23 protein-coding genes and 1 tRNA gene are annotated in these 21,417 nt (G+C 32.8%); 16 read left to right on the top strand and 8 right to left on the bottom strand.

The annotated features are described in order from the left end of the window. The first annotated feature begins 35 nt into the window (after nucleotides 1-35). A complete protein-coding gene (gene tyrS / locus EB819_RS01675) occupies nucleotides 36-1,331 on the top strand; it encodes a tyrosine--tRNA ligase (protein ID WP_069797159.1) in 1,296 nt (431 codons plus the stop codon). A 118-nt stretch (nucleotides 1,332-1,449) separates the two neighbouring features. Beyond that, nucleotides 1,450-2,205 (top strand): acyl-CoA desaturase, encoded by a 756-nt coding sequence (locus EB819_RS01670; protein ID WP_069797160.1) that lies wholly within the window; start codon nucleotides 1,450-1,452, stop codon nucleotides 2,203-2,205. An 85-nt stretch (nucleotides 2,206-2,290) separates the two neighbouring features. Here the strand turns inward: EB819_RS01670 and EB819_RS01665 are convergent, their stop codons facing one another. Then, nucleotides 2,291-2,749, bottom strand: coding sequence for an Lrp/AsnC family transcriptional regulator (locus EB819_RS01665; RefSeq protein ID WP_069797161.1), 459 nt, complete (start codon nucleotides 2,747-2,749; stop codon nucleotides 2,291-2,293). Between the two features lie 199 nt (nucleotides 2,750-2,948). On the opposite strand from EB819_RS01665, the gene EB819_RS01660 reads away from it, so the two are divergent. After that, the gene (locus EB819_RS01660; RefSeq protein ID WP_069797162.1) at nucleotides 2,949-4,154 is read left to right on the top strand and encodes an aminotransferase class I/II-fold pyridoxal phosphate-dependent enzyme; all 1,206 of its coding nucleotides are present in this window, start codon (nucleotides 2,949-2,951) and stop codon (nucleotides 4,152-4,154) included. Between the two features lie 453 nt (nucleotides 4,155-4,607). After that, the gene (locus EB819_RS01655) at nucleotides 4,608-5,240 is read left to right on the top strand and encodes an alpha/beta hydrolase (RefSeq protein WP_069797163.1); all 633 of its coding nucleotides are present in this window, start codon (nucleotides 4,608-4,610) and stop codon (nucleotides 5,238-5,240) included. Between the two features lie 38 nt (nucleotides 5,241-5,278). On the opposite strand, the gene EB819_RS01650 is transcribed toward EB819_RS01655, so the two are convergent. Both EB819_RS01650 and EB819_RS01645 read right to left on the bottom strand, forming a co-directional pair. Next, nucleotides 5,279-6,577, bottom strand: a complete 1,299-nt coding sequence (locus EB819_RS01650) for an aminopeptidase P family protein (protein ID WP_069797164.1) — start codon at nucleotides 6,575-6,577, stop codon at nucleotides 5,279-5,281. Between the two features lie 63 nt (nucleotides 6,578-6,640). Further along, on the bottom strand, nucleotides 6,641-7,651 hold the full coding sequence (locus tag EB819_RS01645) for an NAD(P)H-dependent glycerol-3-phosphate dehydrogenase (protein WP_069797165.1): 1,011 nt from the start codon (nucleotides 7,649-7,651) through the stop codon (nucleotides 6,641-6,643). A 288-nt stretch (nucleotides 7,652-7,939) separates the two neighbouring features. On the opposite strand from EB819_RS01645, the gene EB819_RS01640 reads away from it, so the two are divergent. Together EB819_RS01640 and EB819_RS12730 are read left to right on the top strand one after the other, a co-directional pair. Further along, nucleotides 7,940-8,830, top strand: a complete 891-nt coding sequence (locus tag EB819_RS01640; RefSeq protein ID WP_083250136.1) for a M23 family metallopeptidase — start codon at nucleotides 7,940-7,942, stop codon at nucleotides 8,828-8,830. A 79-nt stretch (nucleotides 8,831-8,909) separates the two neighbouring features. After that, complete coding sequence (locus EB819_RS12730) at nucleotides 8,910-9,053, top strand: hypothetical protein (RefSeq protein WP_158005944.1); 144 nt, start codon at nucleotides 8,910-8,912, stop codon at nucleotides 9,051-9,053. 42 nt (nucleotides 9,054-9,095) lie between these two features. Here the strand turns inward: EB819_RS12730 and EB819_RS01635 are convergent, their stop codons facing one another. From EB819_RS01635 to mce, 5 genes are all read right to left on the bottom strand, one after another. Next, nucleotides 9,096-9,749, bottom strand: a complete 654-nt coding sequence (locus EB819_RS01635; RefSeq protein ID WP_069797167.1) for an NAD(P)-dependent oxidoreductase — start codon at nucleotides 9,747-9,749, stop codon at nucleotides 9,096-9,098. 53 nt (nucleotides 9,750-9,802) lie between these two features. Further along, the gene (locus EB819_RS01630; protein WP_069797218.1) at nucleotides 9,803-10,213 is read right to left on the bottom strand and encodes an Rrf2 family transcriptional regulator; all 411 of its coding nucleotides are present in this window, start codon (nucleotides 10,211-10,213) and stop codon (nucleotides 9,803-9,805) included. 158 nt (nucleotides 10,214-10,371) lie between these two features. Continuing rightward, nucleotides 10,372-10,653, bottom strand: a complete 282-nt coding sequence (locus EB819_RS01625; protein WP_069797168.1) for a GIY-YIG nuclease family protein — start codon at nucleotides 10,651-10,653, stop codon at nucleotides 10,372-10,374. 43 nt (nucleotides 10,654-10,696) lie between these two features. After that, a tRNA-Ile gene (locus EB819_RS01620) sits at nucleotides 10,697-10,770 on the bottom strand. Nucleotides 10,771-10,847: 77 nt separating this feature from the next. Continuing rightward, the gene (mce, locus tag EB819_RS01615; RefSeq protein ID WP_069797169.1) at nucleotides 10,848-11,246 is read right to left on the bottom strand and encodes a methylmalonyl-CoA epimerase; all 399 of its coding nucleotides are present in this window, start codon (nucleotides 11,244-11,246) and stop codon (nucleotides 10,848-10,850) included. Between the two features lie 228 nt (nucleotides 11,247-11,474). On the opposite strand from mce, the gene rbfA reads away from it, so the two are divergent. From rbfA to EB819_RS01565, 10 genes are all read left to right on the top strand, one after another. Further along, on the top strand, nucleotides 11,475-11,837 hold the full coding sequence (rbfA, locus tag EB819_RS01610) for a 30S ribosome-binding factor RbfA (RefSeq protein WP_069797170.1): 363 nt from the start codon (nucleotides 11,475-11,477) through the stop codon (nucleotides 11,835-11,837). A 3-nt stretch (nucleotides 11,838-11,840) separates the two neighbouring features. Further along, a complete protein-coding gene (locus EB819_RS01605; RefSeq protein ID WP_069797171.1) occupies nucleotides 11,841-13,055 on the top strand; it encodes an ABC transporter permease in 1,215 nt (404 codons plus the stop codon). A gap of 54 nt (nucleotides 13,056-13,109) precedes the next feature. Next, nucleotides 13,110-14,903, top strand: a complete 1,794-nt coding sequence (locus tag EB819_RS01600; protein ID WP_069797172.1) for an endonuclease — start codon at nucleotides 13,110-13,112, stop codon at nucleotides 14,901-14,903. 61 nt (nucleotides 14,904-14,964) lie between these two features. Then, nucleotides 14,965-15,699 carry a shikimate dehydrogenase family protein gene (locus tag EB819_RS01595; RefSeq protein ID WP_069797173.1) on the top strand — a complete coding sequence of 245 codons (735 nt, stop codon included), beginning with the start codon at nucleotides 14,965-14,967 and terminating at the stop codon, nucleotides 15,697-15,699. Nucleotides 15,700-15,873: 174 nt separating this feature from the next. Beyond that, nucleotides 15,874-17,658, top strand: coding sequence for a DUF349 domain-containing protein (locus tag EB819_RS01590; RefSeq protein ID WP_069797174.1), 1,785 nt, complete (start codon nucleotides 15,874-15,876; stop codon nucleotides 17,656-17,658). Nucleotide 17,659: 1 nt separating this feature from the next. Further along, on the top strand, nucleotides 17,660-18,262 hold the full coding sequence (locus EB819_RS01585; RefSeq protein WP_069797175.1) for an HI_0983 family protein: 603 nt from the start codon (nucleotides 17,660-17,662) through the stop codon (nucleotides 18,260-18,262). Between the two features lie 36 nt (nucleotides 18,263-18,298). Further along, complete coding sequence (ribD, locus tag EB819_RS01580; protein ID WP_069797176.1) at nucleotides 18,299-19,315, top strand: bifunctional diaminohydroxyphosphoribosylaminopyrimidine deaminase/5-amino-6-(5-phosphoribosylamino)uracil reductase RibD; 1,017 nt, start codon at nucleotides 18,299-18,301, stop codon at nucleotides 19,313-19,315. 185 nt (nucleotides 19,316-19,500) lie between these two features. Continuing rightward, on the top strand, nucleotides 19,501-20,085 hold the full coding sequence (locus tag EB819_RS01575; protein WP_083250137.1) for a phage tail protein: 585 nt from the start codon (nucleotides 19,501-19,503) through the stop codon (nucleotides 20,083-20,085). Between the two features lie 6 nt (nucleotides 20,086-20,091). Beyond that, nucleotides 20,092-20,760 (top strand): T9SS type A sorting domain-containing protein, encoded by a 669-nt coding sequence (locus EB819_RS01570; protein WP_069797178.1) that lies wholly within the window; start codon nucleotides 20,092-20,094, stop codon nucleotides 20,758-20,760. Nucleotides 20,761-20,810: 50 nt separating this feature from the next. Further along, nucleotides 20,811-21,416: an IMPACT family protein gene (locus tag EB819_RS01565; RefSeq protein ID WP_069797179.1), complete on the top strand. Its 606-nt coding sequence runs from the start codon at nucleotides 20,811-20,813 to the stop codon at nucleotides 21,414-21,416. Nucleotide 21,417 lies beyond the last annotated feature (1 nt).

The raw sequence follows: 21,417 nt of genomic DNA, 5'->3' as shown, positions 1-21,417 counted from the left end.
ATTTCCTATCTTTGCCATTCAAAATTTTTAAGAAAATGAACGCTTTTATTGAAGAACTAAAATGGCGCGGTTTGTACGCTGATATGATGCCAGGAACTGATGAACAACTGAATAAGGAAATGACGACTGCTTATATTGGTTTTGATCCTACCGCAGATTCGCTTCATATCGGAAGTTTGATTCAGATAAAAATTTTGGCGCATTTTCAGCAGCACGGTCATAAACCAATTGCTCTAGTTGGTGGTGCAACTGGTATGATTGGTGATCCTTCTGGTAAATCTTCAGAGAGAAATTTGCTAGATGAAGCTACACTTAATCATTATGTAGATTGCATAAAAGGACAACTTTCCAGATTTCTAAATTTTGAAGGAAACGAACCCAATAAAGCAGAATTGGTGAACAATTACGATTGGATGAAGACGTTTACGTTTTTAGATTTCGTGCGTGATATTGGGAAACACCTTACCGTAAATTATATGATGGCAAAAGATTCTGTGAAAAAACGTTTCTCTGGCGAAGCTGGAATTGACGGAATGAGTTTTACAGAATTTACTTACCAATTATTACAAGGTTACGACTTTTTACATCTTTACCAAAATAATGGTGTAAAACTACAAATGGGAGGTTCTGACCAATGGGGAAACATCACCACAGGTACAGAATTAATCCGTAGAAAAGCGCAAGGTGAAGCCTTTGCTTTAACTGTTCCATTAATTACGAAAGCTGATGGTTCTAAATTCGGGAAATCTGAAGCTGGGGAAAATTATTGGCTCGATGCAAAGAAAACTTCTCCATATAAATTTTATCAATTTTGGGTAAATGCAACGGATGAAGACGCTGAAAGATTTATTAAATTCTACACATTTTTACCAAAAGAAGAAATAGAAGCTTTGGTTGAAGAGCATCAAACTGCTCCACACGAAAGAAAATTGCAGAAAAAATTAGCTGAAGAAGTTACGATTTGGGTTCATGGAAAAGCAGAATACGAAAAAGCATTAAAAGCTTCTGAAATCCTTTTCGGCAGAAGTACAGCGGAAGATTTGGTAAGCTTAGATGAAGAATTATTTTTACAGATTTTTGATGGAGTTCCACAAGCTGAAGTAGCTAAATCAGACGTTTTAGGAAGCAACATTATTGATTTATTATCAGAAAAATCTGGTTTCCTAAAGTCTAAAGGCGAAGCAAAACGCGAATTACAAGGAAATGCTATTTCTGTTAACAAAGAAAAAGTAAAAGACGATTTCGTAGCTGATGAAAAAAATCTAATCGACGGCAAATTTTTACTCCTTCAAAAAGGTAAAAAACAATATTTTATTGTGAAAGCAGTCTAAAATAAAATTTACAACGCTTTGCATAGTTAAATAAATTATAAAACACGCTCTAGAGCGTGTTTTTTCTTATCATTTGGTTTTCAAATGTCTACATTTGTGCCTTTATAAATTCTTATTAATGGTTATTATTATTTTCATCATAGTTCTATGGTATTCAGGACTATTTTTTCAAACTTTTTTCCTACATCGTTACGCAGCGCATCAAACTTACACCATGTCTAAATTTGGTGAAAAACTGTGTTTTATTCTTACTTGGATTACCCAAGGTTCTAATTATCTTTCAGCTTATGGATATGGTGTAATGCACAGAATGCATCACGCTTTTGCCGATACAGAAAAAGACCCTCATTCACCAAAATACGACCCAAATCCACTTGCAATGATGTGGAGAACCAAAAATATTTATCAACAAATCAATAAGCAAAAAATTGCCATCGAAGAAAAATTCACGAAAAATGTACCTCAATGGAAATCATTTGATAAGTTTGCCAGTTCATGGTACTCAAGAATTGGTTGGGGAGCTTTCTACACCGTCTTCTTTATTATTTTTGCAGAATATTGGTGGCATTGGCTATTATTACCTGTAGCTATTTTAATGGCTCCAATCCACGGAATGATCATCAATTGGTTTGGTCATATTTACGGATATGTCAATTTCAAAGTGAATGACACTTCTAAAAATTTATTCCGTTTTGATTGGTTAATGCTTGGTGAAGGCTACCACAACAATCATCATAAATTCGGAGGAAGAGCTAATTTCGGTGGCGTGAGATGGCACGAAATAGATGTTACGTACATGATTATGTTGCTCTTAGAAAAATTAGGTTGGATTAAAATGAACCGAGTGATGGCCACTCCAAAAAGAGAAATCTAAAATTTACAAAATAGAAAACACGCAAATTTGCGTGTTTTTTTTATCTAACCAAACCTTCAAGGATTTTGAATCCTTGAAGGTTTTTCTACACCTCAATCGTTGTAGTATTTTTCACTTCGGCAATCATAAAAGAACTGTGTGTGGAACCAATATGTTGTAAAGTAGTGAGTTTAGTAACCATGAAATTTCTGTATTCTTCCATGTTTTTTACACAGATTTTTAAGATATAATCGTAATCGCCACTCACGTGGAAACATTCCGTTACTTCTGGCAAAGTCATAATTTCTTTTTCAAACTGTAAAACGTATTCTTTTTTATGTTGCGTTAATTTCACATGACAGAGCACAATGAAGTTTTTCTCCACTTTATGTTTATCAATCAGCGCCACATATTTAGAAATAACACCTTGCTTTTCTAATTTTTTAATGCGTTCATAAACCGCCGTCACAGACAAATCTAACTTGTGAGACAATTCTTTAGTCGTTTGTTTGCTATCTTCCTGAAGAAAATAGAGCAATTTTTTATCAATTGAGTCGAGTTCCATAGATTATTTTTTGGCAAAAGTTTACAAAAACCAAATATAATCATAAATTTTTCTATTAATTTTAAAATTAACAGATTTATTTTCTATAATTAAAAATAATCATTGTAAAAAAGTTGGAATTTTTAGAATTTTATTACCAGAAATTTTCTTTTCCTCAATCCTAAAGGACGGAAAATTTCTTACATTAAAATTCAATATTATGGAAAATTTCGATGCAGCAAATGCTATTCAAGACTTACAATATTTCGGAGAATTCGGTGGAATAAACCCTTCTATTTCAGATAGTTCTACCTACACTTTTTTATCTGCAAAAACCATGTTCGATACTTTCGAAGGCAATGCCGAAGGTTGCTATTTGTACTCCAGACATTCATCTCCGATGAATTTGTATTTAGCTCAAGCTTTAGCAAAAATGGAAGGAACAGAAGCAGCGAATGTTACCGCATCTGGAATGGGCGCAATTACTTGTACTCTACTTCAAATCTGTAAAAGTGGTGACCACATTGTTTCAGCAAGAACGATTTATGGCGGAACTTACGCGTTTTTGAAAAACTTCCTACCTCCTTTTAACATTGAAACAAGTTTTGTAGACATCAATAATTTTGAAGCGATAGAAAACGCCATCAAACCTAATACAAAGGTAATTTATTGCGAAAGCGTGAGCAATCCTTTATTAGAAGTAGCAGACTTGAGAAAACTATCTGAAATTTGTAAAAAACATAATTTAAAGTTGATTGTAGACAATACGTTTTCTCCACTTCAGATTTCGCCTATACAATTAGGTGCAGATATTGTGATTCACAGTTTAACGAAATTCATCAACGGAAGCAGCGATACAGTTGGCGGCGTTTATTGCGCTTCTCAACAATTTATAGACGACACCAAAAATGTAAATAACGGAAGTTGTATGCTTCTCGGTCCAACTATGGACAGTTTTCGTTCGGCAAGTATTTTGAAAAACTTAAGAACTTTGCATATCAGAATGAAAAAACACAGCGAAAATGCAATGTATCTCGCTGAAAATTTCGAAAAATATGGTCTGAAAGTAAATTATCCTGGTTTAGAATCTCACAGAAATCATGAACTTATGAAATCTATGATGCACCAGGAATATGGTTTTGGTGGTTTATTAACTTTAGATGCTGGAACCGTAGACAAAGCCAATGAATTAATGGAAATGATGCAACAGGAAAACTTGGGTTACCTTGCCGTAAGTTTAGGTTTTTATAAAACATTATTCTCTTGCAGCGGAAGTTCTACCTCATCTGAAATTCCTGAAGAAGAGAGAATTTCCATGGGACTTTCTGATGGATTGATTAGATTTTCAATTGGTTTAGACCATGACATTGAAAGAACTTACCAAAAAATGAAAACTTGTATGGTAAAAGTGGGGATTTTGATGTGATAATGAGATGATGTGATAATTTGATGATGTGATAATTTGGTGATTTGATAATGTGATGATTTGATAATGTGATAATTGGGTGATTTTTCGTTCCGTAGGAACGCAATGTGTGTAGAAATTAATAATAACGATATCAAAGGCGTTCCGTAGAAACGTGATGTGTATAAAAACTTTTGCCATATATTGGTTGCGTTCCGTAGGAACGCTATGTTATAAAACATTTACTCTTTAAAAAATTAATTTTGATAATTTATAAAACTAACCTTGTGTCAGTTTTTTTTATTTGGCAAAATATTGGTAAAGTGAAAAGAAACGGAAGCCAATTTATAGCCCAGATTGCAGCGAAAATCCTTTTTTCTTGAAAAAAGATTGCAGCGGAAAGCTGGACTGCGTTTGAAACAATTTACAAAACGTCTTGCTCCTTATCAAATTTTAAAAAATTATCTTTGCAATATGGATTTACAATTTATCGTAAGAGAACCCGAAAATATTACGCCAAATACTCAACTTTTGGTGATGATTCATGGTTATGGAAGTAATGAAGAAGATTTATTTTCTTTTCGTCATGATTTACCAGAAGATTGGATTATCGTGAGTTATAGAGCTCCAAAAATGACCGACTACAATGGTTTTTCTTGGTATGATATTGATTTTAACGATGCTGAAAAATTTATAGATGTAGAACAGGCGGTAGATTCTATGAAAGCGATTATGAAATCTATTGACAATCTAAAACATCATTATCAGTTAGAAGGGAAAACCAATATGATGGGATTTTCGCAAGGCGGAATTCTTACGTATGCCATGACGCTTACTTACCCGGAATATTTTCAGAAAATCGCTTGTTTAAGTGCTTATCCTGAACCTAAAATCCTTAAAAATATTAAAGGCAAAAAAGAAATTCAGCATCTTAGATTTTTTATTTCTCATGGAACCGAAGACGCTGTAATCCCATTAGATTGGGGAAGAAAAGCAGCAGATTTCTTGTATGAACTGGGTGCATTTTTCACTTTTAGAGAATACATGAACGGACATGGCGTGAATCAAAAAAATTACATGGATTTAATTAATTTCTTTAAATCATAAAAAAAGGTGTTTCTAAATCAGAAACACCTTTTTATTTTTTAAGAATTCATCAATTCTTCTATTTCTTCTACTTCAATCGGAATGTTTTTCATCAGATTAAAAGCAGGACCAGAATTCTGAATGACCAAATCATCTTCTATTCTCACCCCGAAACCTTCTGCAGGAAGATAAATTCCCGGTTCTACAGTAAACACCATATTTTCTACAAATTTATCTTTTAGAATTCCGTAATCATGGGTATCAAGACCTAAATGGTGAGACGTTCCGTGCATCATGTATTTTTTGTAAGCTGGCCAATTTTTATCTTGGTTCTGAACATCAGCTTTGTCAAGAAGTCCTAATTCTAAGAATTTAGATGTGTAGAATTCTCCACATTCTTTATGATAATCATACCAATTATTTCCAGGAACTAAAAGAGAAGTCGCAAAGTTTTTCATGTCTAGAACTGCATTATAAATCTCTTTTTGTCTCGCTGTAAATTTACCATTCACAGGAATCATTCTGGTCAAATCAGATGAATAATTGGCATATTCTGCACCTACATCTAGTAAAATTACACCTCCATCTTTACATTGCATATTATTGGCAATATAATGCAATACATTAGCGTTTTCGCCACTTGCAATAATGGGTGTATATGCAAAACCTTTACTTCTATTTCTCAAAAATTCGTGCATGAGTTCTGCTTCAATTTCATATTCCCAAACTCCAGGTTTCACGAAAGAAAGCAATCTTCTCACGCCTTTTTCGGTAATGTTACATGCTTTTTGTAATAATTCTATTTCTTCCGGCTCTTTGATGCTTCTCAAATGCTGAAGAATAGGATTACTTCTCAATATTTCATGAAGTGGAAACTCTCTTTTTACTCTTTCTATAAATCTGTCTTCACGAGTTTGCACTTCTAAAACTGCTCTATAATGCTCATTTCTATTGAGATAAATATTCTCGGCTTCGTTCATCAAATTATAGAAAATTCTATCAAAATCTGATAACCAAAGCACTGTTTTCACTCCAGAAACTTCAGTTGCTTTTTCTTTGGTTAATTTTTCGCCTTCCCAAACAGCGATATGTTCATTGGTTTCTCTTAAAAAAAGAATTTCGCGGTGTTCTTCATTGTAAGCATCAGGAAAAATCAACAAAATGCTTTCTTCTTGATCTACTCCGCTCAGATAAAAAATATCTCTGTGCTGCGCAAAAGGCATTGTAGAGTCTGAACTTATTGGATAGATGTCATTAGAATTAAAAATAGCCAAAGAATTAGGCTGCATTTTTTCTACAAACTTTTTACGATTTTTGATAAAAAGTGAACTAGAAATTTGTTCGTATTTAGTTGTCATTGTATGAAAATTAGAAAGTGTGGCAAAGTTAATGAATTTTGAAAAAAGCGATAAGGCTTTATTTTACGTTAATTTTTCCGTTAATTTTTTAAATTGTTTTTCGGCATCTTTTCCTTCGTATAAAATACTGAAAACTGTGTTGATGATTGGCGTTTTCAATTTCTTTTCGTAAGCAATTTCGTAAATTCCACGAGTGGCGTAATACCCTTCTGCAACCATGCTCATAGATTGTACCGCAGATTTCACGGTATAACCTTTACCGATAAGATTTCCTAAATTTCTATTTCTAGAAAAAAGTGAATAAGCAGTTACCAATAAATCTCCTAAATATGCACTATCATTCACTTCTCTGTGCTCAGGATAGATTGCATCTAAAAACAATTCCATTTCTCTAATCGCATTAGAAACCAAAACCGCATTAAAGTTATCACCATAACCTAATCCACTTGCAATTCCTGCTGCAATAGCATAAATATTTTTAAGAATAGCACTGTATTCATTGCCTAAAATATCTTTGGAACAGCTTACCTTGATATAATCCGAAGTAAAAAGTTCTCTAAGCGCATCAATATGTTCTTTTTCTGCTGCTGCAATCGTAAGATAAGACAATCTTTCCATCGCCACTTCTTCTGCATGACAAGGCCCTGCAATTACCGCTTGACTTCTGAAACCAATTTTAAAAACATCTCTTAAATAATGCGCTACCACATCATTATGTTTAGGAACAATACCTTTGATTGCGGAAACGAATAATTTCCCTTCGTAATCGCAAGTCATTTTTTCTATTGCATCTGCAAGATAGATAGAAGGAGTTGCTAAAACTACGATATCACAAGCAGAAACCAACTCATTAATATCTGTAGTGATTTTTAGTTTTTTTACATCAAAAGCAACCGCAGTAAGGTAATTAGGATTATGTCCGCGCAATTCTAGAGCTCCTTTTACAAACTCATTTCTTACGCACCAATGCACCAATTTTGCATTTTCTAATAGCATTTTTACAATTGCCGTAGCGAAACTGCCGCTTCCTACAACCCCAACAGTTGGCAATGTTTTGCCTTTCTTTTTAGCCATTTTAAAAAATTTGGTAGAAAAACAAAGATACAAATTATAGTGAGAAGCTAAACCTTAAAAAAATCATATTAACAAAAATAGATTTCACAGATTGACTTTACCTACTGAGTTTCAAGTATAATAAAAGCAATCATAATCCATTATTTTTAACAATTTTATACTTTTATTAACAATACTTTGGCATAATTTTTATCATAATTCATCGTTTTTGGATGAGCAAAAACATTGATTTAAAATATTTTAATTAATTTTGGCGTCGCTAAAAATTGAAAAACTGAGAAAAAAGTAATGAAGAAATTTTTTATAAAAAAGAAGAATGTTCAGCTATTTATGGGCGCTCTTCTTTTCGTTATCCTTCTGCAAAGTTTTGTTATTGCAAAATTATATTCAGAAAAAGATGACAAAAACTATCAAGTCAATTTAGTAAAAATCAACACCCAAAAAGACAGCTTAGATTTCTTTAAATTAAAAAATGATTTAGCCGCTGTAGACAATACAGTAAGAACAATCAACAATTATTTAAAGGCAAAAAACGCCTCTAATCTAAGCATAGAAGCTCTATCTAGAGACAGCTTATCTAGTTCGGTTTATCTGTCCAATCAGAGTTCTAGATATTCTGAATATCTCGTAGAATTAGAAAAACGTTTACAACAAGTTCCAGTTGGACATCCTATAAACAATGGCTTTCTATCTTCTAATTTCGGGATGAGAAAAAATCCTATTCCGTCTAAGAAAATCCTACTCGCTTCTGCAAGACCTCTTGCTATTTCATCTGAAAAAATAGAAAAAGACAGCGCTGGAAATGTAATCAACAAAAGTAACGTAAACGTAGCATCAAAAAACGCAGCTCCTGCTGAAAAAGACCAAATGCAATTCCACAAAGGAATAGATTATGGCGTAAGTTATGGTAGCGATGTAATGTGTACCGCTACGGGAAAAGTGATTTTTGCTGGTCAAAAAAGTGGCTACGGAAGCTGTGTAATCATCAGTCATGGCAACGGTTTAGCAACGCTTTACGCCCACCTTTCTAAAATTAACGTAAAAGCCAACCAAAATGTAAAAGCAGGAGAAGTAATTGCACAATCTGGTAATTCTGGAAGAAGTACTGGTCCACATTTGCATTACGAAGTTCATAAGAACAATACGCCTGTAAACCCTAAATTATTTCTGAATTTATAAAATCGAAATATAAAATTTGAAGAAAGCATCCACTTGATTGGATGCTTTTTTTATTTAACTTTAGTGAAAATTTTGGGTCATGAAAAAAGACAAAGTTCCTAAAAAAGACAAACAGAAGTCTACAAAAAAGAATTCCAAGGAAAAGAAGGAAATCATTATCAATGAAAATTCTTCGCCAGTTTGCTTTGCAAAAAGTAAAGAAATAAGAGACGAATACCAATAAAAAAACTGACTCTAGTGAATCAGTTTCAAAATATTTAATGAATTAATAAGCCGCAGTAAATCTTTGTTTTACAAACTGATTATTTTCTAATTCGTCTACCAAAGCTACGGCTACATCTTCTACAGAAAGAACACTTCTTCCGTTTTCATCAAAAACAGGATTTTCTAGCGCCGTTCTGTAAGTTCCCTTTCTTACACCTGCTGTTCCTTGATGCATTTCTATGGCTGGAGAAAAGAAAGTCCATTCTAGATTCTCATTCTTTTTAATGATTTCTAAATATTGTCTGGCTGCTTCTGCGCCTGGTTTAATCTCCGCTGGAAATTCAGGAGTATCTATTAATTGAAGGTTTTCAGCAATGTATAAACTTCCTGCTCCACCTACTGTAATAAATCTTTTTACACCAGATTCTTCTACCGCTTTTTCTATGCTAGTCGCTCCTTTTAAGAAATCTTCGAAAATATTAGGATTCGTCCAACCCGGATTAAATGCGCTAATCACAGCGTCATTTCCTTTTAGGATTTCTGATAATTCAGCTGTATTGTAAATATCTGCAGTTACTGCTTTTACATTTTCTGATTCTTCTATTTTAGAAGTATTTCTAGCCAAAGCATTTACGAAATATCCTCTATTTGCTAATTCTATTACTACTTGAGTGCCAACAAAACCTGTTGCACCAATGACTGCGACTTTTTTCATTTTTCTATAATTTAAATTGTAATAATTTATGTTACATTTATACTTAAAAAATTTTATTTGAATTGTTCTATAAAATTTTTCAAAGATTTTTCTTTTAAGAAATTCACCACTACCTCATCTGTTTCAGAAAAAAGAAGATCTAAATGCTGATTAATCACTTTTCCTACTTCACATTGTGGATTAGGATGTTGATTTTTTTTACCTAAAATCTCTGAGTTTTTTACAGCATTGTAAATTTCGGCAATTGTAATTTGGTTGAGGTTTTTCCCTAATCTAGTGCCGCCTTCTTTACCTTTTTTACACTCTACCAAACCAGCTTCCCTCAATACAGAAATTTCTTTTCTTACGACTACCGGATTCACATTAATGCTTCCAGCTAGCCACTCAGAAGTATGCCATTCTTCTGGTTTAGAACCAAGAATAGTCATAATATGAAGCGCTGTGGAAAATCTAGTATTGTTCATTTCTGATGCAAAGATATGTAAATTTTCAATTGTAACAAATTTAATTACAATTAGGGTTAAAAAAATTTCTCTCAAAAAACAAAATCCTCAGAAATTCTGAGGATTTTGTGGCCCAGCTTGGGCTCGTCCCGATAGTTATCGGGACAAGGACTTGCTGATTATTTTTCTTTTAATTTTTTAATAATTTCTGGATATTTTTTGAGGTTTTCTAAATATTTTTTGCTTTTCATTTTCTTTATGTGGCGCTCTATTTTTCTTGCTTCAAAAATATCTTTACACTCTATTTTTAAAAACAATTCCCAATCTTCCGCAATTTTTGTAAAAGAATTTTCAAAAAAATGGCTTAAATGCTCTTCTAATCTTCTTTCTAAATTATTTGTCTCGCCAATATAATATTTATTGGCTGTTTCAGAAAATAATATATAAACAAAATGTTTCATTTATACAAAAATAACAAAATCCTCAGAAATTCTGAGGATTTTGTGGCCCAGCTTGGGCTCGAACCAAGGACTTGCTGATTATGAGTCAGCTACTCTAACCAACTGAGTTACAAGGCCAAACATTTATGATAAAATATCTTTATTTCAATTGGGTGTGCAAATGTAAGATTTTTTCGGAAAATTCAAAAAAAAAATTAAGGTTTTTCTTGACACAATTCTACCAAAACTCCATTTGTAGACTTAGGATGTAAGAAAACCACCAACTTATTATCTGCACCATCTTTGGGCTCTTCGGAAATAAAAACAAATCCTTCTGCTTTTAATCTTTCTATTTCTGCTCTAATATCTTCTACTCCGAAAGCAATATGGTGAATTCCTTCTCCTTTTTTGTCGATAAACTTCGCGATAGGACTTTCTGGATTTGTGGCTTCCAAAAGTTCTATTTTGCTTTCTCCTAATTGATAAAAAGAAGTAGTTACGCCTTCTCTTTCTACTGATTCTTGTTTGTAACTGCTTTTCCCAAGAAGTTTTGCAAAAAGATTGTCTGATGTTTCTAGACTTTTAATGGCGATTCCTAAGTGTTCTATTTTCATGATGATGTGGTAATTGTTTTCTTAATTTCTATTAAAATCTTAGTTTGCGTGAGGGAGTAGGCGGAACTCTTTTTCTAAATTTTTATGCAAGGGCATAGGTTTTGATAAAAAATTTAGAAAAAAGTGGGAGCCGAATACCGACCTTTTCTTTTTATGGTCAAGACCTTGCGATTGGCAAAAAGAAAAGGACACGCCCAAAATCTCAAACAAAAATACTAAATTTGCAACATGAATGAAAGTAACAGACAAAGAAAAGTAGCACAGATTATTCAAGAAGATTTTGCTGAACTTTTTAGAAAACTCGCTTCAGAGAGCAAACAAAATTTTCTAATCACCGTTTCTGATGTAAAGGTAACGGCTGATTTAAGCATTGCTAAAATTTATTTGAGCATCTTTCCGCAAGAATTTAGAACGCCAATTATGAAGGAGATAGACGAAAATAAGTCTTTCTACAGAAATTTTATTGGCCAGAAAATGGCAAAACAAGTGCGAATTATTCCTGAACTTAATTTCTATTTAGACACTACATTAGATGATGTAGAACGTATAGAAAAAGAACTAAAAGGTCTGGGAGATAATCCTATTTTATAAAAAATGGCCAAAGGAAATACCGCTTTTTATATCGCGAGAAGATATCTCATTGCTAAAAAAGGAAGCCAAGCTGTAAGTTTTATTACAGGATTGGCTGCTTTTGCTATGATGGTAGCGGTAGCCGCCATGTTTATTATTATTTCGGTTTTTTCTGGATTAGAAGACCTCAACAAGGATTTTATTTCTAATCTTCATGCAGATCTTACCCTAAAAAGCACTCAAGGAAAAGTTATTCCCAATATTCAAAAAGTAACTTCTACCCTGAAATCTGAAAACGAAATCAGTCATTTTTCTAAATTGATTGAAGAAAAAGTCTATATCGATTACAAAAACACAGGAGAAATTGCTTACATAAGAGGCGTAGACTCTGCTTATGTAAAAGTGAATCCTATTGACAAAAATATTTTCTACGGAAGTTATCCTTCATTTAAATTTATGAATGAAGTGATTATGGAAGCTCAACTGAACAACAGATTGGCAATTCCCGTAGCTAATGATGTAAACGTAGCTACGCTTTTCATGCCAAAACCTGGTAAAGGAATCATCAATAAAGAAGAAGATATTTTCAATAAAAGAGACATTTACGTTACTGGAATTTTCCCTGGAAATGACCAACTGAACAATTATATTATCGCTCCGCTTGAACTGACTTCGGAGTTACTGAACTTGCCTAAAAACTCAGCTTACGAGATTGCCATAAAACTAAAAAATCCTGAAAAAGCAAATGCTATAAAAGAAGATTTACAAAATAAACTCGGCAATCAAGTTACCATAAAAACAAAAGCAGAAGAAAACGCTGCCTTCTGGAAAATGATTAACACCGAAAAACTGATGATTTACCTCATCTTTGCTTTGGTGATTTTTATTACTACGTTTAACCTTGCAGGCGCTATTATTATTCTTCAATTGGATAAAAAAGATCAAGCTAAATCATTGATTTCTTTAGGTTTTACAATTAGTGATTTAAGAAAGACTTATTTCAACACTGGTTTACTTATTGTACTGTTTGGGGTAATCTCTGGATTGATTTTGGGGACGATTATTTGTGTTATCCAAATACAGACTGGCATTTTCAAAGCTACTGAAACGTTACCTTTTCCTGTTAAAATTTTCTGGCCTAATTATTTCTATGTGGCTTTAATAGGACTTTTCTTTGGAATTTCTGTTTCTTGGATTTTTTCTAAAATTAATAAAGAGAACATAATTGAAAATAATTAATTATCCTATTGATAATTATGCTAACTTTGTGTCCCTTTTTATTACTTTAACATTATGAAGATTAAAACTTTACTTATTGTAGGACTACTATTTTCTGTAGCAAATATCTTTGCTCAAATTCCTACTGGTTACTATGACGGAACAACTGGTTTAACAGGCGCTGCACTTAAAACAAAACTTAGCCAAATCATTACAAGTGGGCACCAAACCAAATCTTATGATAACCTATACAACGGATATCCATCAACGGATTCAGATAATTATTACGAAAAAGACGGTTCTGTTTTAGACATATATTCAGAAAATCCTAAAGGAACAGACCCATATGTCTATCAACATGGCTCTAAACAATGTGGCAGTTATAAAGTAGAAGGTGATTGCTATAACAGAGAGCACATTTTCCCACAAGGATACTTCAATTCTGCATCTCCTATGGTTTCTGATATACACCATATTGTCCCAACTGATGGAAAAGTCAACGGATATAGAAGTAATTTTCCATTCGGAAAAGTAGGATCTGCAAATTTCATTTCAGAAAACGGCTCTAAAAGAGGAACTAGCGCATCACCTAACTATAGTGGAACTGTTTTTGAACCCATTGATGAATTTAAAGGAGACGTCGCAAGAATGATTTTATATTTTGCAACAAGATATGAATCTAAACTATCTTCTTTTAAAGACAATGATATTTTAACAAATTCTGCATTTCCTGGAGTAGAAGCTTGGGAATTGGCAGTTCTAAAAGAATGGCACACAAATGACCCCGTATCTGAAAAAGAAATTGACAGAAACAATGCCGCTTATTCGTTTCAAGGCAATAGAAACCCATTTATAGACCATCCAGAATATGTAGCTTTAATATGGGGAACTACTACTCCAGATACAGAAGCTCCTTCTACACCAACTAACCTAATAGTTACAGGAAGCACCTCTAGTACAATATCTTTATCTTGGACCGCTTCTACAGATAACATTATGGTAGCTACTTATGACATATATTTAGACGGAACGCTTAAAACTTCTTCCTCTTCTAACAGTATTACTGTAACGGGTCTTAATCCATCTACAACTTATTCTTTTTATGTAAAAGCTAAAGATGCAGCTGGAAACACATCTAGCCAAAGCAATACCACAACAGGAACCACCACAGAGAATACTGGCGGCAATGATGGCGGCTCTACTACAAGCTGTGGAACAGAAGACTTTGAAGGAGTTAGCGGAGCTGTTAACACCTATAAAACTGTAACATGGAACAACAATGAAATCACATGGACAGCAACGGATTCTAGATCCGACCAAACAATTAATAATAAAGCAATTACTGTAAGAAATGGCACGCTTAGTTCTTCAACTATATCAGGAGGAATTAGTAGCTTAACCATTAAAACCCAATTAAAATTTTCAGGAACAAATGGAAGTTTTAAATTATTTATTAATGGTGTTGAAAAAGGAACAATCCCATACTCAGACACTGTAACTACCACTACCATTTCAAACATCAATGTTTCTGGGAATGTAACGATTAGCATACAAAATAATAGCACAACCTCTAACAGAGTGGCTTTTGATGATTTAAGTTGGACTTGCTATAACGGCTTAGGAACAGATGAAACAACAGTTAACAAGTTCAGCATCTACCCTAATCCTGTTAAAAATAATACCCTTTATGTAACAGGAAAAAATATTGAAAAAATTAAAAGAGTAGAAATTTATAACGTAAATGGAATTTTAGTTCAAGTAATTGAAAAGCCTTTTAGCAATAAAAATTTCATTTCACTTAAAAATACTACTAAAGGAATGTATCTATTAAAATTTGATAATAATTCGTACAAATTTTTAGTAGAATAAACTTGATACAAATCATTGCAAGGCTGGAAACATTTCCAGCCTTTTTTATTACCTTTGAATTATGGAAAAATCAGTAAAATTAGGTTTGGTAGGAAGAAATATTTCCTACTCGTTTTCAAAAAAATATTTCGAACAGAAATTTCAAAAACTTTTCTTGAAAGACCATTCCTATGAAGTATTTGACATCGAAAATCTTCAGAATATTCCTGCTATTTTTCAAACTGAAAATCTTGTAGGACTTAATGTGACCATTCCATACAAAGAGCAAATTATTCCTTATTTAGATGAATTGAGCGAAGAGGCTCAAGAAATAGGCGCCATCAACTGTATTTCCATCAAAAACGGAAAAACAAAAGGTTTCAATACTGATGCATTTGGATTTGAAAAAACACTTCTTCTGCACAAAAAACCACACCAAAAATCTGCCATTGTTTTAGGAAATGGCGGTGCTGCAAAAGCCGTTCAATTTGTATTGAAAAAGAATAATATTCCTTTTATTACCGTTTCTAGAACTACAGAAATTAATTATCAGAATCTCACTGAAAATCAAGTCCTAGAAAACCTCATCATCATACAATGTACACCAGTAGGGACTTTTCCTAATGTAGAAGAAACGCTTCACTTCCCATTTGAAAATATTACAGAAAATCATCTCGTTATCGATTTAATTTACAACCCTACTCTTTCTAAATTTTTAAAAAATGCTGCCGAAAAAGGTGCAAAAACCATTAACGGTTATTTCATGCTAGAACAACAAGCCGAAAAAGCTTGGGAAATTTGGAATGAAGAACAGTAAACACTTCTGAGCCATCAAAGATTTAGACTGATGTATTTTTTTAAAAGTGAGCACAATTATCGCTTTCAAAAAAATTGCATATTTCATAAAAAACCCTTAATTTAGTGCCGAAATGCGTTCAAACATTCAAAAAAAGTGTTTGAAAAAGCATATTACTTTTAAAATTAATTTGCTATGATTACAGATAACCCTAATTCTGAAGCTCAAGAGAACATTGTAAATCCAAACGAAGAAACTGCTAATCAATCTGTTGCTCCTCAAGAAAGCCATGATTCAGAAGTTCATGAAGAAGAAACTCATGATATGGTAGAACACCACGAACATGAAAAAATGACTTCGGGAGAATTAATGACTAAGTTAGAAGCACTGATTAATGCAGAAGATTCAGGAGCTAATCATAAAAAATTTAATGCAGTAAAAGAAATGCTTCTTCACAAAATAAACCTAGAAAGTGAAGACCAAAAAGAAGCAGATGCACATTATGAACATCCTCTTCAATCAAAAATTTCTGCACTGAGCAATATTTTCAAAGAAAAATATGATGTTTTCCACAGAAAACAAGAATCTGAGCAAAAAGACAATCTCGAAAAGAGAATCTCAATTATAGAAAAATTAAAAAATCTTTACACGCATTCTGAACCGAACACCAATCTTTTCCGCGCCATCAGAGAAATTAAAGAAGAATGGAGCAACGCTGGACAAGTAGCAAAATCAGAATTCAAAAATCTTAACAATAATTATTTCTACCATTTGAATAATTTCTATCAAATGTTAGACTTAAATAAAGAATACAGAGAGCAAGAATATGCACATAATCTAGAAAAAAGACAGCATATTATTGCCAGAGCCAAAGAATTACAAAACGAACCTGTAGTACAAAAAGCATTAAACGAATTACAGTTTTTGCACAAGCTTTGGAAAGAAGAAGCAGAACCAGTTGCTGAAGAATTTCGTGATAAAACTTGGGAAGAATTCAAAGAAATTTCTAATAAAATTCACGAAAGAAAATCAGAATTATTAGCCGTAATCGATGGCGAACAGCAAGCTAATCTTGAGAAGAAAAATCAAATCATCGATACGATTAAAAAACTGACTTCCCCTGATAAAGCTCCGAATCATAATTATTGGCAAAACGCCATCAACACCGTAGAAAGTCTAAGAGCAGATTTCTTAAAATTAGGAAGCGTTCCTAGAAAAATTTCTAACCAAAACTGGAACGAATTCAAATTAGCGCTTAGAGCTTTCAACGCGAAGAAAAATGAATTCTACAAAGGCCTTAAAAACTCTCAGCATACCAATTTAGAAGAAAAACTGAAGCTTATACAAACCGCTCAAGATAATATGAATTCTGAAGATTGGGAAATTGCAGTTCCATTGTTCAAAAAATTACAAGAAGACTGGAAAAAAATAGGTCACGTTCCTAGAAGTATGACCAATAAAGTTTGGGATGATTTCCGTGAAGCTTGCAACACGTTTTTTAATAATTACAGAACTAAAAACAATGCTGTAACAGACGACTGGAAAGAAAATTACAGACAAAAACGTGCGCTTTTAGATGAATTAAAAGAAATTGGCGACGAAGAAGGAAGCGTAGAAAAAATTGAAAACATTAAAACTGCTTGGAACAACATCGGAAAAGTACCAAGAGATAAAATGGCTATCAATACTGAGTTTAATAAAACGATGAGAGAGAAATTAAGACTGAACAAAATCAATGAATTTGATTTGAAAGAAGAAGGTCTTACTGAATCTCAATTGACTGATAAAGCTAGAAAAATCAAAAATCAAGTGGCTGATTTAGAAGCAGAAATTGTAAAATTAGAAAACAACTTAGGCTTCTTTGGCAAAGTATCTCGTGATAATCCTTTATTGAAAGATACTTTTGATAAAATTGATGACAAAAAAGCTCAGTTAGAAATGTTAAAACAAAGCCTTCACCATATTATTTCGGGAGAATAAGATGATTCGTAAACTGTTTTCGATCGTTGTACTTTTACTATTTTCGGGGATTTTTTATTCACAAAACACCGAAGACTTAATTGGTGTGCCAGAACTTACCTTTAACGAAAGTAAATATGTTTTGGTTTCTGCACAACAAAAATCTAAAGTCCAATTTGTACAGGAATATATTTTAGAAGACGAAAGAATAGAAGTTGCTTCAGCGGTCATTACCATTTATTTTTTCAATAAAAATATAGACGCTAAAGAAGCTACTTATCAAAAAACAGAAGAACTCGACCGAAGAGCCGAAACTGACAAGTATTGCACTTACAATGTTACCGAAAATCCTAATGGAACCGAATTCGTAGTAGATTTTATTACCACCAATGTTCCAAAAGACAAAAAAGCGGAAGCACCAGAAGAAGAATTTGCTGATTATAACATCTACAGATTCAGAAATACACTGTTAGGCGAAGAAAGTACATTTATGATTATTGCCTACAAAGAAAAATCTACTGAAGATGCTAAAGGTTTTCAAAAATCAATAGGCAAAAAAAGAAATAAACTTTTAGAAGGAATTATTACCATGACCATTCCTTCTGTAACTCTAAAAACTAACTAATTCCGGAATTTTTTTCGGAATTTTTTTTCAAATAAAATGAATCACGAAACTTACATAAAACGCTGCATAGAACTTGCCAAAAAAGCGACTGGAAAAACCTATCCAAATCCTTTAGTTGGCGCAGTAATTGTTCATAACGATGTCATCATCGGCGAAGGTTTTCACCAAAAAGCAGGTGAAGCTCATGCAGAAATCAATGCGATTAATTCTGTACAAAATCCAGAACTTTTACCCGAGTCTACGATTTATGTCTCACTTGAACCTTGTGCACATTTCGGGAAAACACCTCCGTGTTCATTGAAATTAAAAGAAATTGGTTTTAAAAAAGTGGTAATTGGTGCAATGGACAGCCATGATAAAGTAAACGGAAAAGGCAAAAAAATCCTTATGGATGCAGGAATAGAAACCATTTCTGGAATTTTGGAAGAAGAATGCAGAGATTTAAACAAAAGATTTTTCACTTTCCATGAGAAAAAACGTCCTTATCTGATTCTAAAATGGGCAGAAAGCAAAGACGGTTTTATCGACCAAGATTTTAAACCTACAAAAATTTCCAACGAATTGGCTTCTCAATTTGTACATCAAATCAGAAGCGAGGAGCATGCTATTTTGGTGGGAACTCAAACCGCTTTGAATGACAACCCTAGCTTAACTACTCGATTAGTGGAAGGTAGAAACCCTGTGAGAATTTTGATTGATTTTGATTTAAAAGTTCCTAGAAATTTTAAAATTTATAATGATGAAGCGCCTACTTTGGTTTTCAATCAAGAAAAAGAAGTAGAAGAAGGAAATGTAAAATTCATCAAAATTTCTAAAGAAAATTTCATGGAAGAACTCATGCAGAAACTTTACGAAAATCAGATTCAATCGGTTTTAGTAGAAGGAGGAAGCAGAACTTTACAAACTTTTATTGACCAAAATCTTTGGGATGAAATCATTATCATTAAAAACGAAAATCTCCTATTAGAAAATGGCACAAAAGCTCCTAAATTTAATGGAAAACTGACTCAAAAAAAGACAATGAGAGATAATGTAGTTTCTTTTTTTTCATAATTTAATATTGAGAAAAAACTATTAATTACCTATTTCAACAACTGTATTGTTAATCTCTTTACAAGCTCTAATAGAAACGGAATCCACACTAATATTTCAAAATTAATAATAGAATTAACATTATTTTTAAAAAACTTTAATAAAAATGAGTTATTTTTGTTGAGTAACCAAAAACTTTTTTACTCATGAAAAAAATTCTATTATTTTTTGTATTTGTATTTTTTAGCAGTACATCTACAATGAAAGCACAAGTGGAGCCTTATATCGGGCAAATAACTATTTTCCCTTACAACTTTGAACCTAGAGGTTGGGCTTTATGCGATGGAAGACTATTACCTATAGCTCAGAACACTGCATTATTTTCACTTTTAGGCACAACCTATGGTGGTGATGGAAGAACTACTTTTGCTTTACCAGATTTAAGAGGAAGAATAGTAGTAGGTATTGGTAATGGACCTGGTTTAACCCCTAAAACTTTAGGAGAAATGTCTGGTACAGAAACTAATACTTTATTAGTTACTAATCTACCTCCTCACAATCATGCCATTAAAGCTGTTACTTCTGAAGGAAATCAAAATTCGCCAACCAACAATCTTCCTGCAGATACTAAAACATTAGACAAAGAATATTCTAGTGCTACCGCAAACACTACAATGAACCCAACAATGGTAGGTAATACAGGAAACGGAACTCCTGTAAATAATATGCAACCTTATCTATCAATAGGCTATTACATTGCTTTAGAAGGCATTTATCCATCAAGAAATTAATTGAGTATGAAAAAGTTATTATTTTTATTTTTTTTTACATCATTAGCTTATTCACAAACGATAACATTTTCGGGTTGTACTAACTTATTTGAAACCCAAACTTATGTTTTCAATAAAATAAGCACTGATGTTCACGGGCGAAACGTTTACCAAACCACTCCAATAGATGGTGCACAGGAATGTGGCGGGTTAGGAACTTGCGAATTCCAAATTTCTTGGAACAACAATGATAACAGATGGGAATTTTTAGCGGATACTGGAAATGGAGATTTTATTAATCCATATCTCATTTATCATAATACTTCTGCTTCTATACCCAATCCACCAAATTTAACATTAGGAGTTTGGACAGAAAACATCGCTGTTACAGAAGGAAATTGTGGAGGGAATCTCACTTCAGGAAACGGAACACTTACCGGAGCAGTACAAAGCACCAATCTGAGCATAGAAGAATTATCAAAAAATAAACTTTTACTGACTTCTAATCCGGTAAAAAATTCTCTTGATATTCTTTCTCCTCTTAATCAAGATGCTGAGTTATTTGATTCTCAAGGAAAATTAGTTAAAAAGTTTAACCTTAAAAAAGGACAAAACAACTTTGATGTTTCTAGCCTTAATACTGGAATTTATTTACTAAAAACCAACTCAGAAACATTAAAATTGATTAAAAACTAAAATTAAATTTTATAAAACAAAAAACATCTCATACTTTTGAGGTGTTTTTTATGCAATACAATTACACCACCATAAAATCTGAAGTTCGAGATATTTTGCTCAAAGAAAAAGGGAGCAAATTTATCGGTTTTGCATTTCCTGTCAATAACGAAAAGGAACTCAAAACTGCTCTAGAAAATTTAAAAGAAGAACATCCAAAAGCTACTCATCATTGTTATGCTTTCAGAATAGGAATTAATGGTGAAAATTACCGCGCAAATGATGACGGCGAACCTTCAGGAAGTGCTGGTTTACCTATTTACAATCAACTTCTCGCTCACAATCTTACCAATGTTTTAGTGGTAATCATTCGTTATTATGGCGGAACCAAATTAGGCGTTTCTGGTTTAGTAAAAACGTATAAAGAAAGCACCAAATATACTTTGGAACACGCAGAAATTATCACCAAAGAATTAGAAACCGAACTAGAAATCCATTTTAAATTTTCTCAACAAAACATCATTTTTTCTCTTCTCAATAAATTTGATGCAAAAGTTTTGAATTTTGATGCACAGGAAGATTGTATGATAACAGCAAGATTCAATTTGTCCGAAAAAGAAAAAATCTCGGAACTTTTGTCCGAGATTCAATATGTAACATTTAATTTTTTAGATTAAA

It is taken from the genome of Cloacibacterium normanense (assembly GCF_003860565.1).
Taxonomy (GTDB): domain Bacteria; phylum Bacteroidota; class Bacteroidia; order Flavobacteriales; family Weeksellaceae; genus Cloacibacterium; species Cloacibacterium normanense.
This window is presented reverse-complemented; position numbering and strand designations above follow the sequence as displayed.

Bases quoted from the DNA above. Each gene is read 5' to 3' on its own strand.
- mce (WP_069797169.1), bottom strand. From the start codon at position 11,246: ATGAAAATAGAACACTTAGGAATCGCCATTAAAAGTCTAGAAACATCA.
- EB819_RS01600 (WP_069797172.1), top strand. From the start codon at position 13,110: ATGAAGATTAAAACTTTACTTATTGTAGGACTACTATTTTCTGTAGCA.
- EB819_RS01590 (WP_069797174.1), top strand. From the start codon at position 15,874: ATGATTACAGATAACCCTAATTCTGAAGCTCAAGAGAACATTGTAAAT.
- EB819_RS01595 (WP_069797173.1), top strand. From the start codon at position 14,965: ATGGAAAAATCAGTAAAATTAGGTTTGGTAGGAAGAAATATTTCCTAC.
- EB819_RS01655 (WP_069797163.1), top strand. From the start codon at position 4,608: ATGGATTTACAATTTATCGTAAGAGAACCCGAAAATATTACGCCAAAT.
- tyrS (WP_069797159.1), top strand. From the start codon at position 36: ATGAACGCTTTTATTGAAGAACTAAAATGGCGCGGTTTGTACGCTGAT.
- EB819_RS01585 (WP_069797175.1), top strand. From the start codon at position 17,660: ATGATTCGTAAACTGTTTTCGATCGTTGTACTTTTACTATTTTCGGGG.
- EB819_RS01575 (WP_083250137.1), top strand. From the start codon at position 19,501: ATGAAAAAAATTCTATTATTTTTTGTATTTGTATTTTTTAGCAGTACA.
- EB819_RS01565 (WP_069797179.1), top strand. From the start codon at position 20,811: ATGCAATACAATTACACCACCATAAAATCTGAAGTTCGAGATATTTTG.
- EB819_RS01630 (WP_069797218.1), bottom strand. From the start codon at position 10,213: ATGAACAATACTAGATTTTCCACAGCGCTTCATATTATGACTATTCTT.
- EB819_RS01670 (WP_069797160.1), top strand. From the start codon at position 1,450: ATGGTTATTATTATTTTCATCATAGTTCTATGGTATTCAGGACTATTT.
- EB819_RS01625 (WP_069797168.1), bottom strand. From the start codon at position 10,653: ATGAAACATTTTGTTTATATATTATTTTCTGAAACAGCCAATAAATAT.
- EB819_RS01645 (WP_069797165.1), bottom strand. From the start codon at position 7,651: ATGGCTAAAAAGAAAGGCAAAACATTGCCAACTGTTGGGGTTGTAGGA.
- EB819_RS01605 (WP_069797171.1), top strand. From the start codon at position 11,841: ATGGCCAAAGGAAATACCGCTTTTTATATCGCGAGAAGATATCTCATT.
- ribD (WP_069797176.1), top strand. From the start codon at position 18,299: ATGAATCACGAAACTTACATAAAACGCTGCATAGAACTTGCCAAAAAA.
- EB819_RS01665 (WP_069797161.1), bottom strand. From the start codon at position 2,749: ATGGAACTCGACTCAATTGATAAAAAATTGCTCTATTTTCTTCAGGAA.
- EB819_RS12730 (WP_158005944.1), top strand. From the start codon at position 8,910: ATGAAAAAAGACAAAGTTCCTAAAAAAGACAAACAGAAGTCTACAAAA.
- EB819_RS01570 (WP_069797178.1), top strand. From the start codon at position 20,092: ATGAAAAAGTTATTATTTTTATTTTTTTTTACATCATTAGCTTATTCA.
- EB819_RS01640 (WP_083250136.1), top strand. From the start codon at position 7,940: ATGAAGAAATTTTTTATAAAAAAGAAGAATGTTCAGCTATTTATGGGC.
- EB819_RS01650 (WP_069797164.1), bottom strand. From the start codon at position 6,577: ATGACAACTAAATACGAACAAATTTCTAGTTCACTTTTTATCAAAAAT.
- rbfA (WP_069797170.1), top strand. From the start codon at position 11,475: ATGAATGAAAGTAACAGACAAAGAAAAGTAGCACAGATTATTCAAGAA.
- EB819_RS01635 (WP_069797167.1), bottom strand. From the start codon at position 9,749: ATGAAAAAAGTCGCAGTCATTGGTGCAACAGGTTTTGTTGGCACTCAA.
- EB819_RS01660 (WP_069797162.1), top strand. From the start codon at position 2,949: ATGGAAAATTTCGATGCAGCAAATGCTATTCAAGACTTACAATATTTC.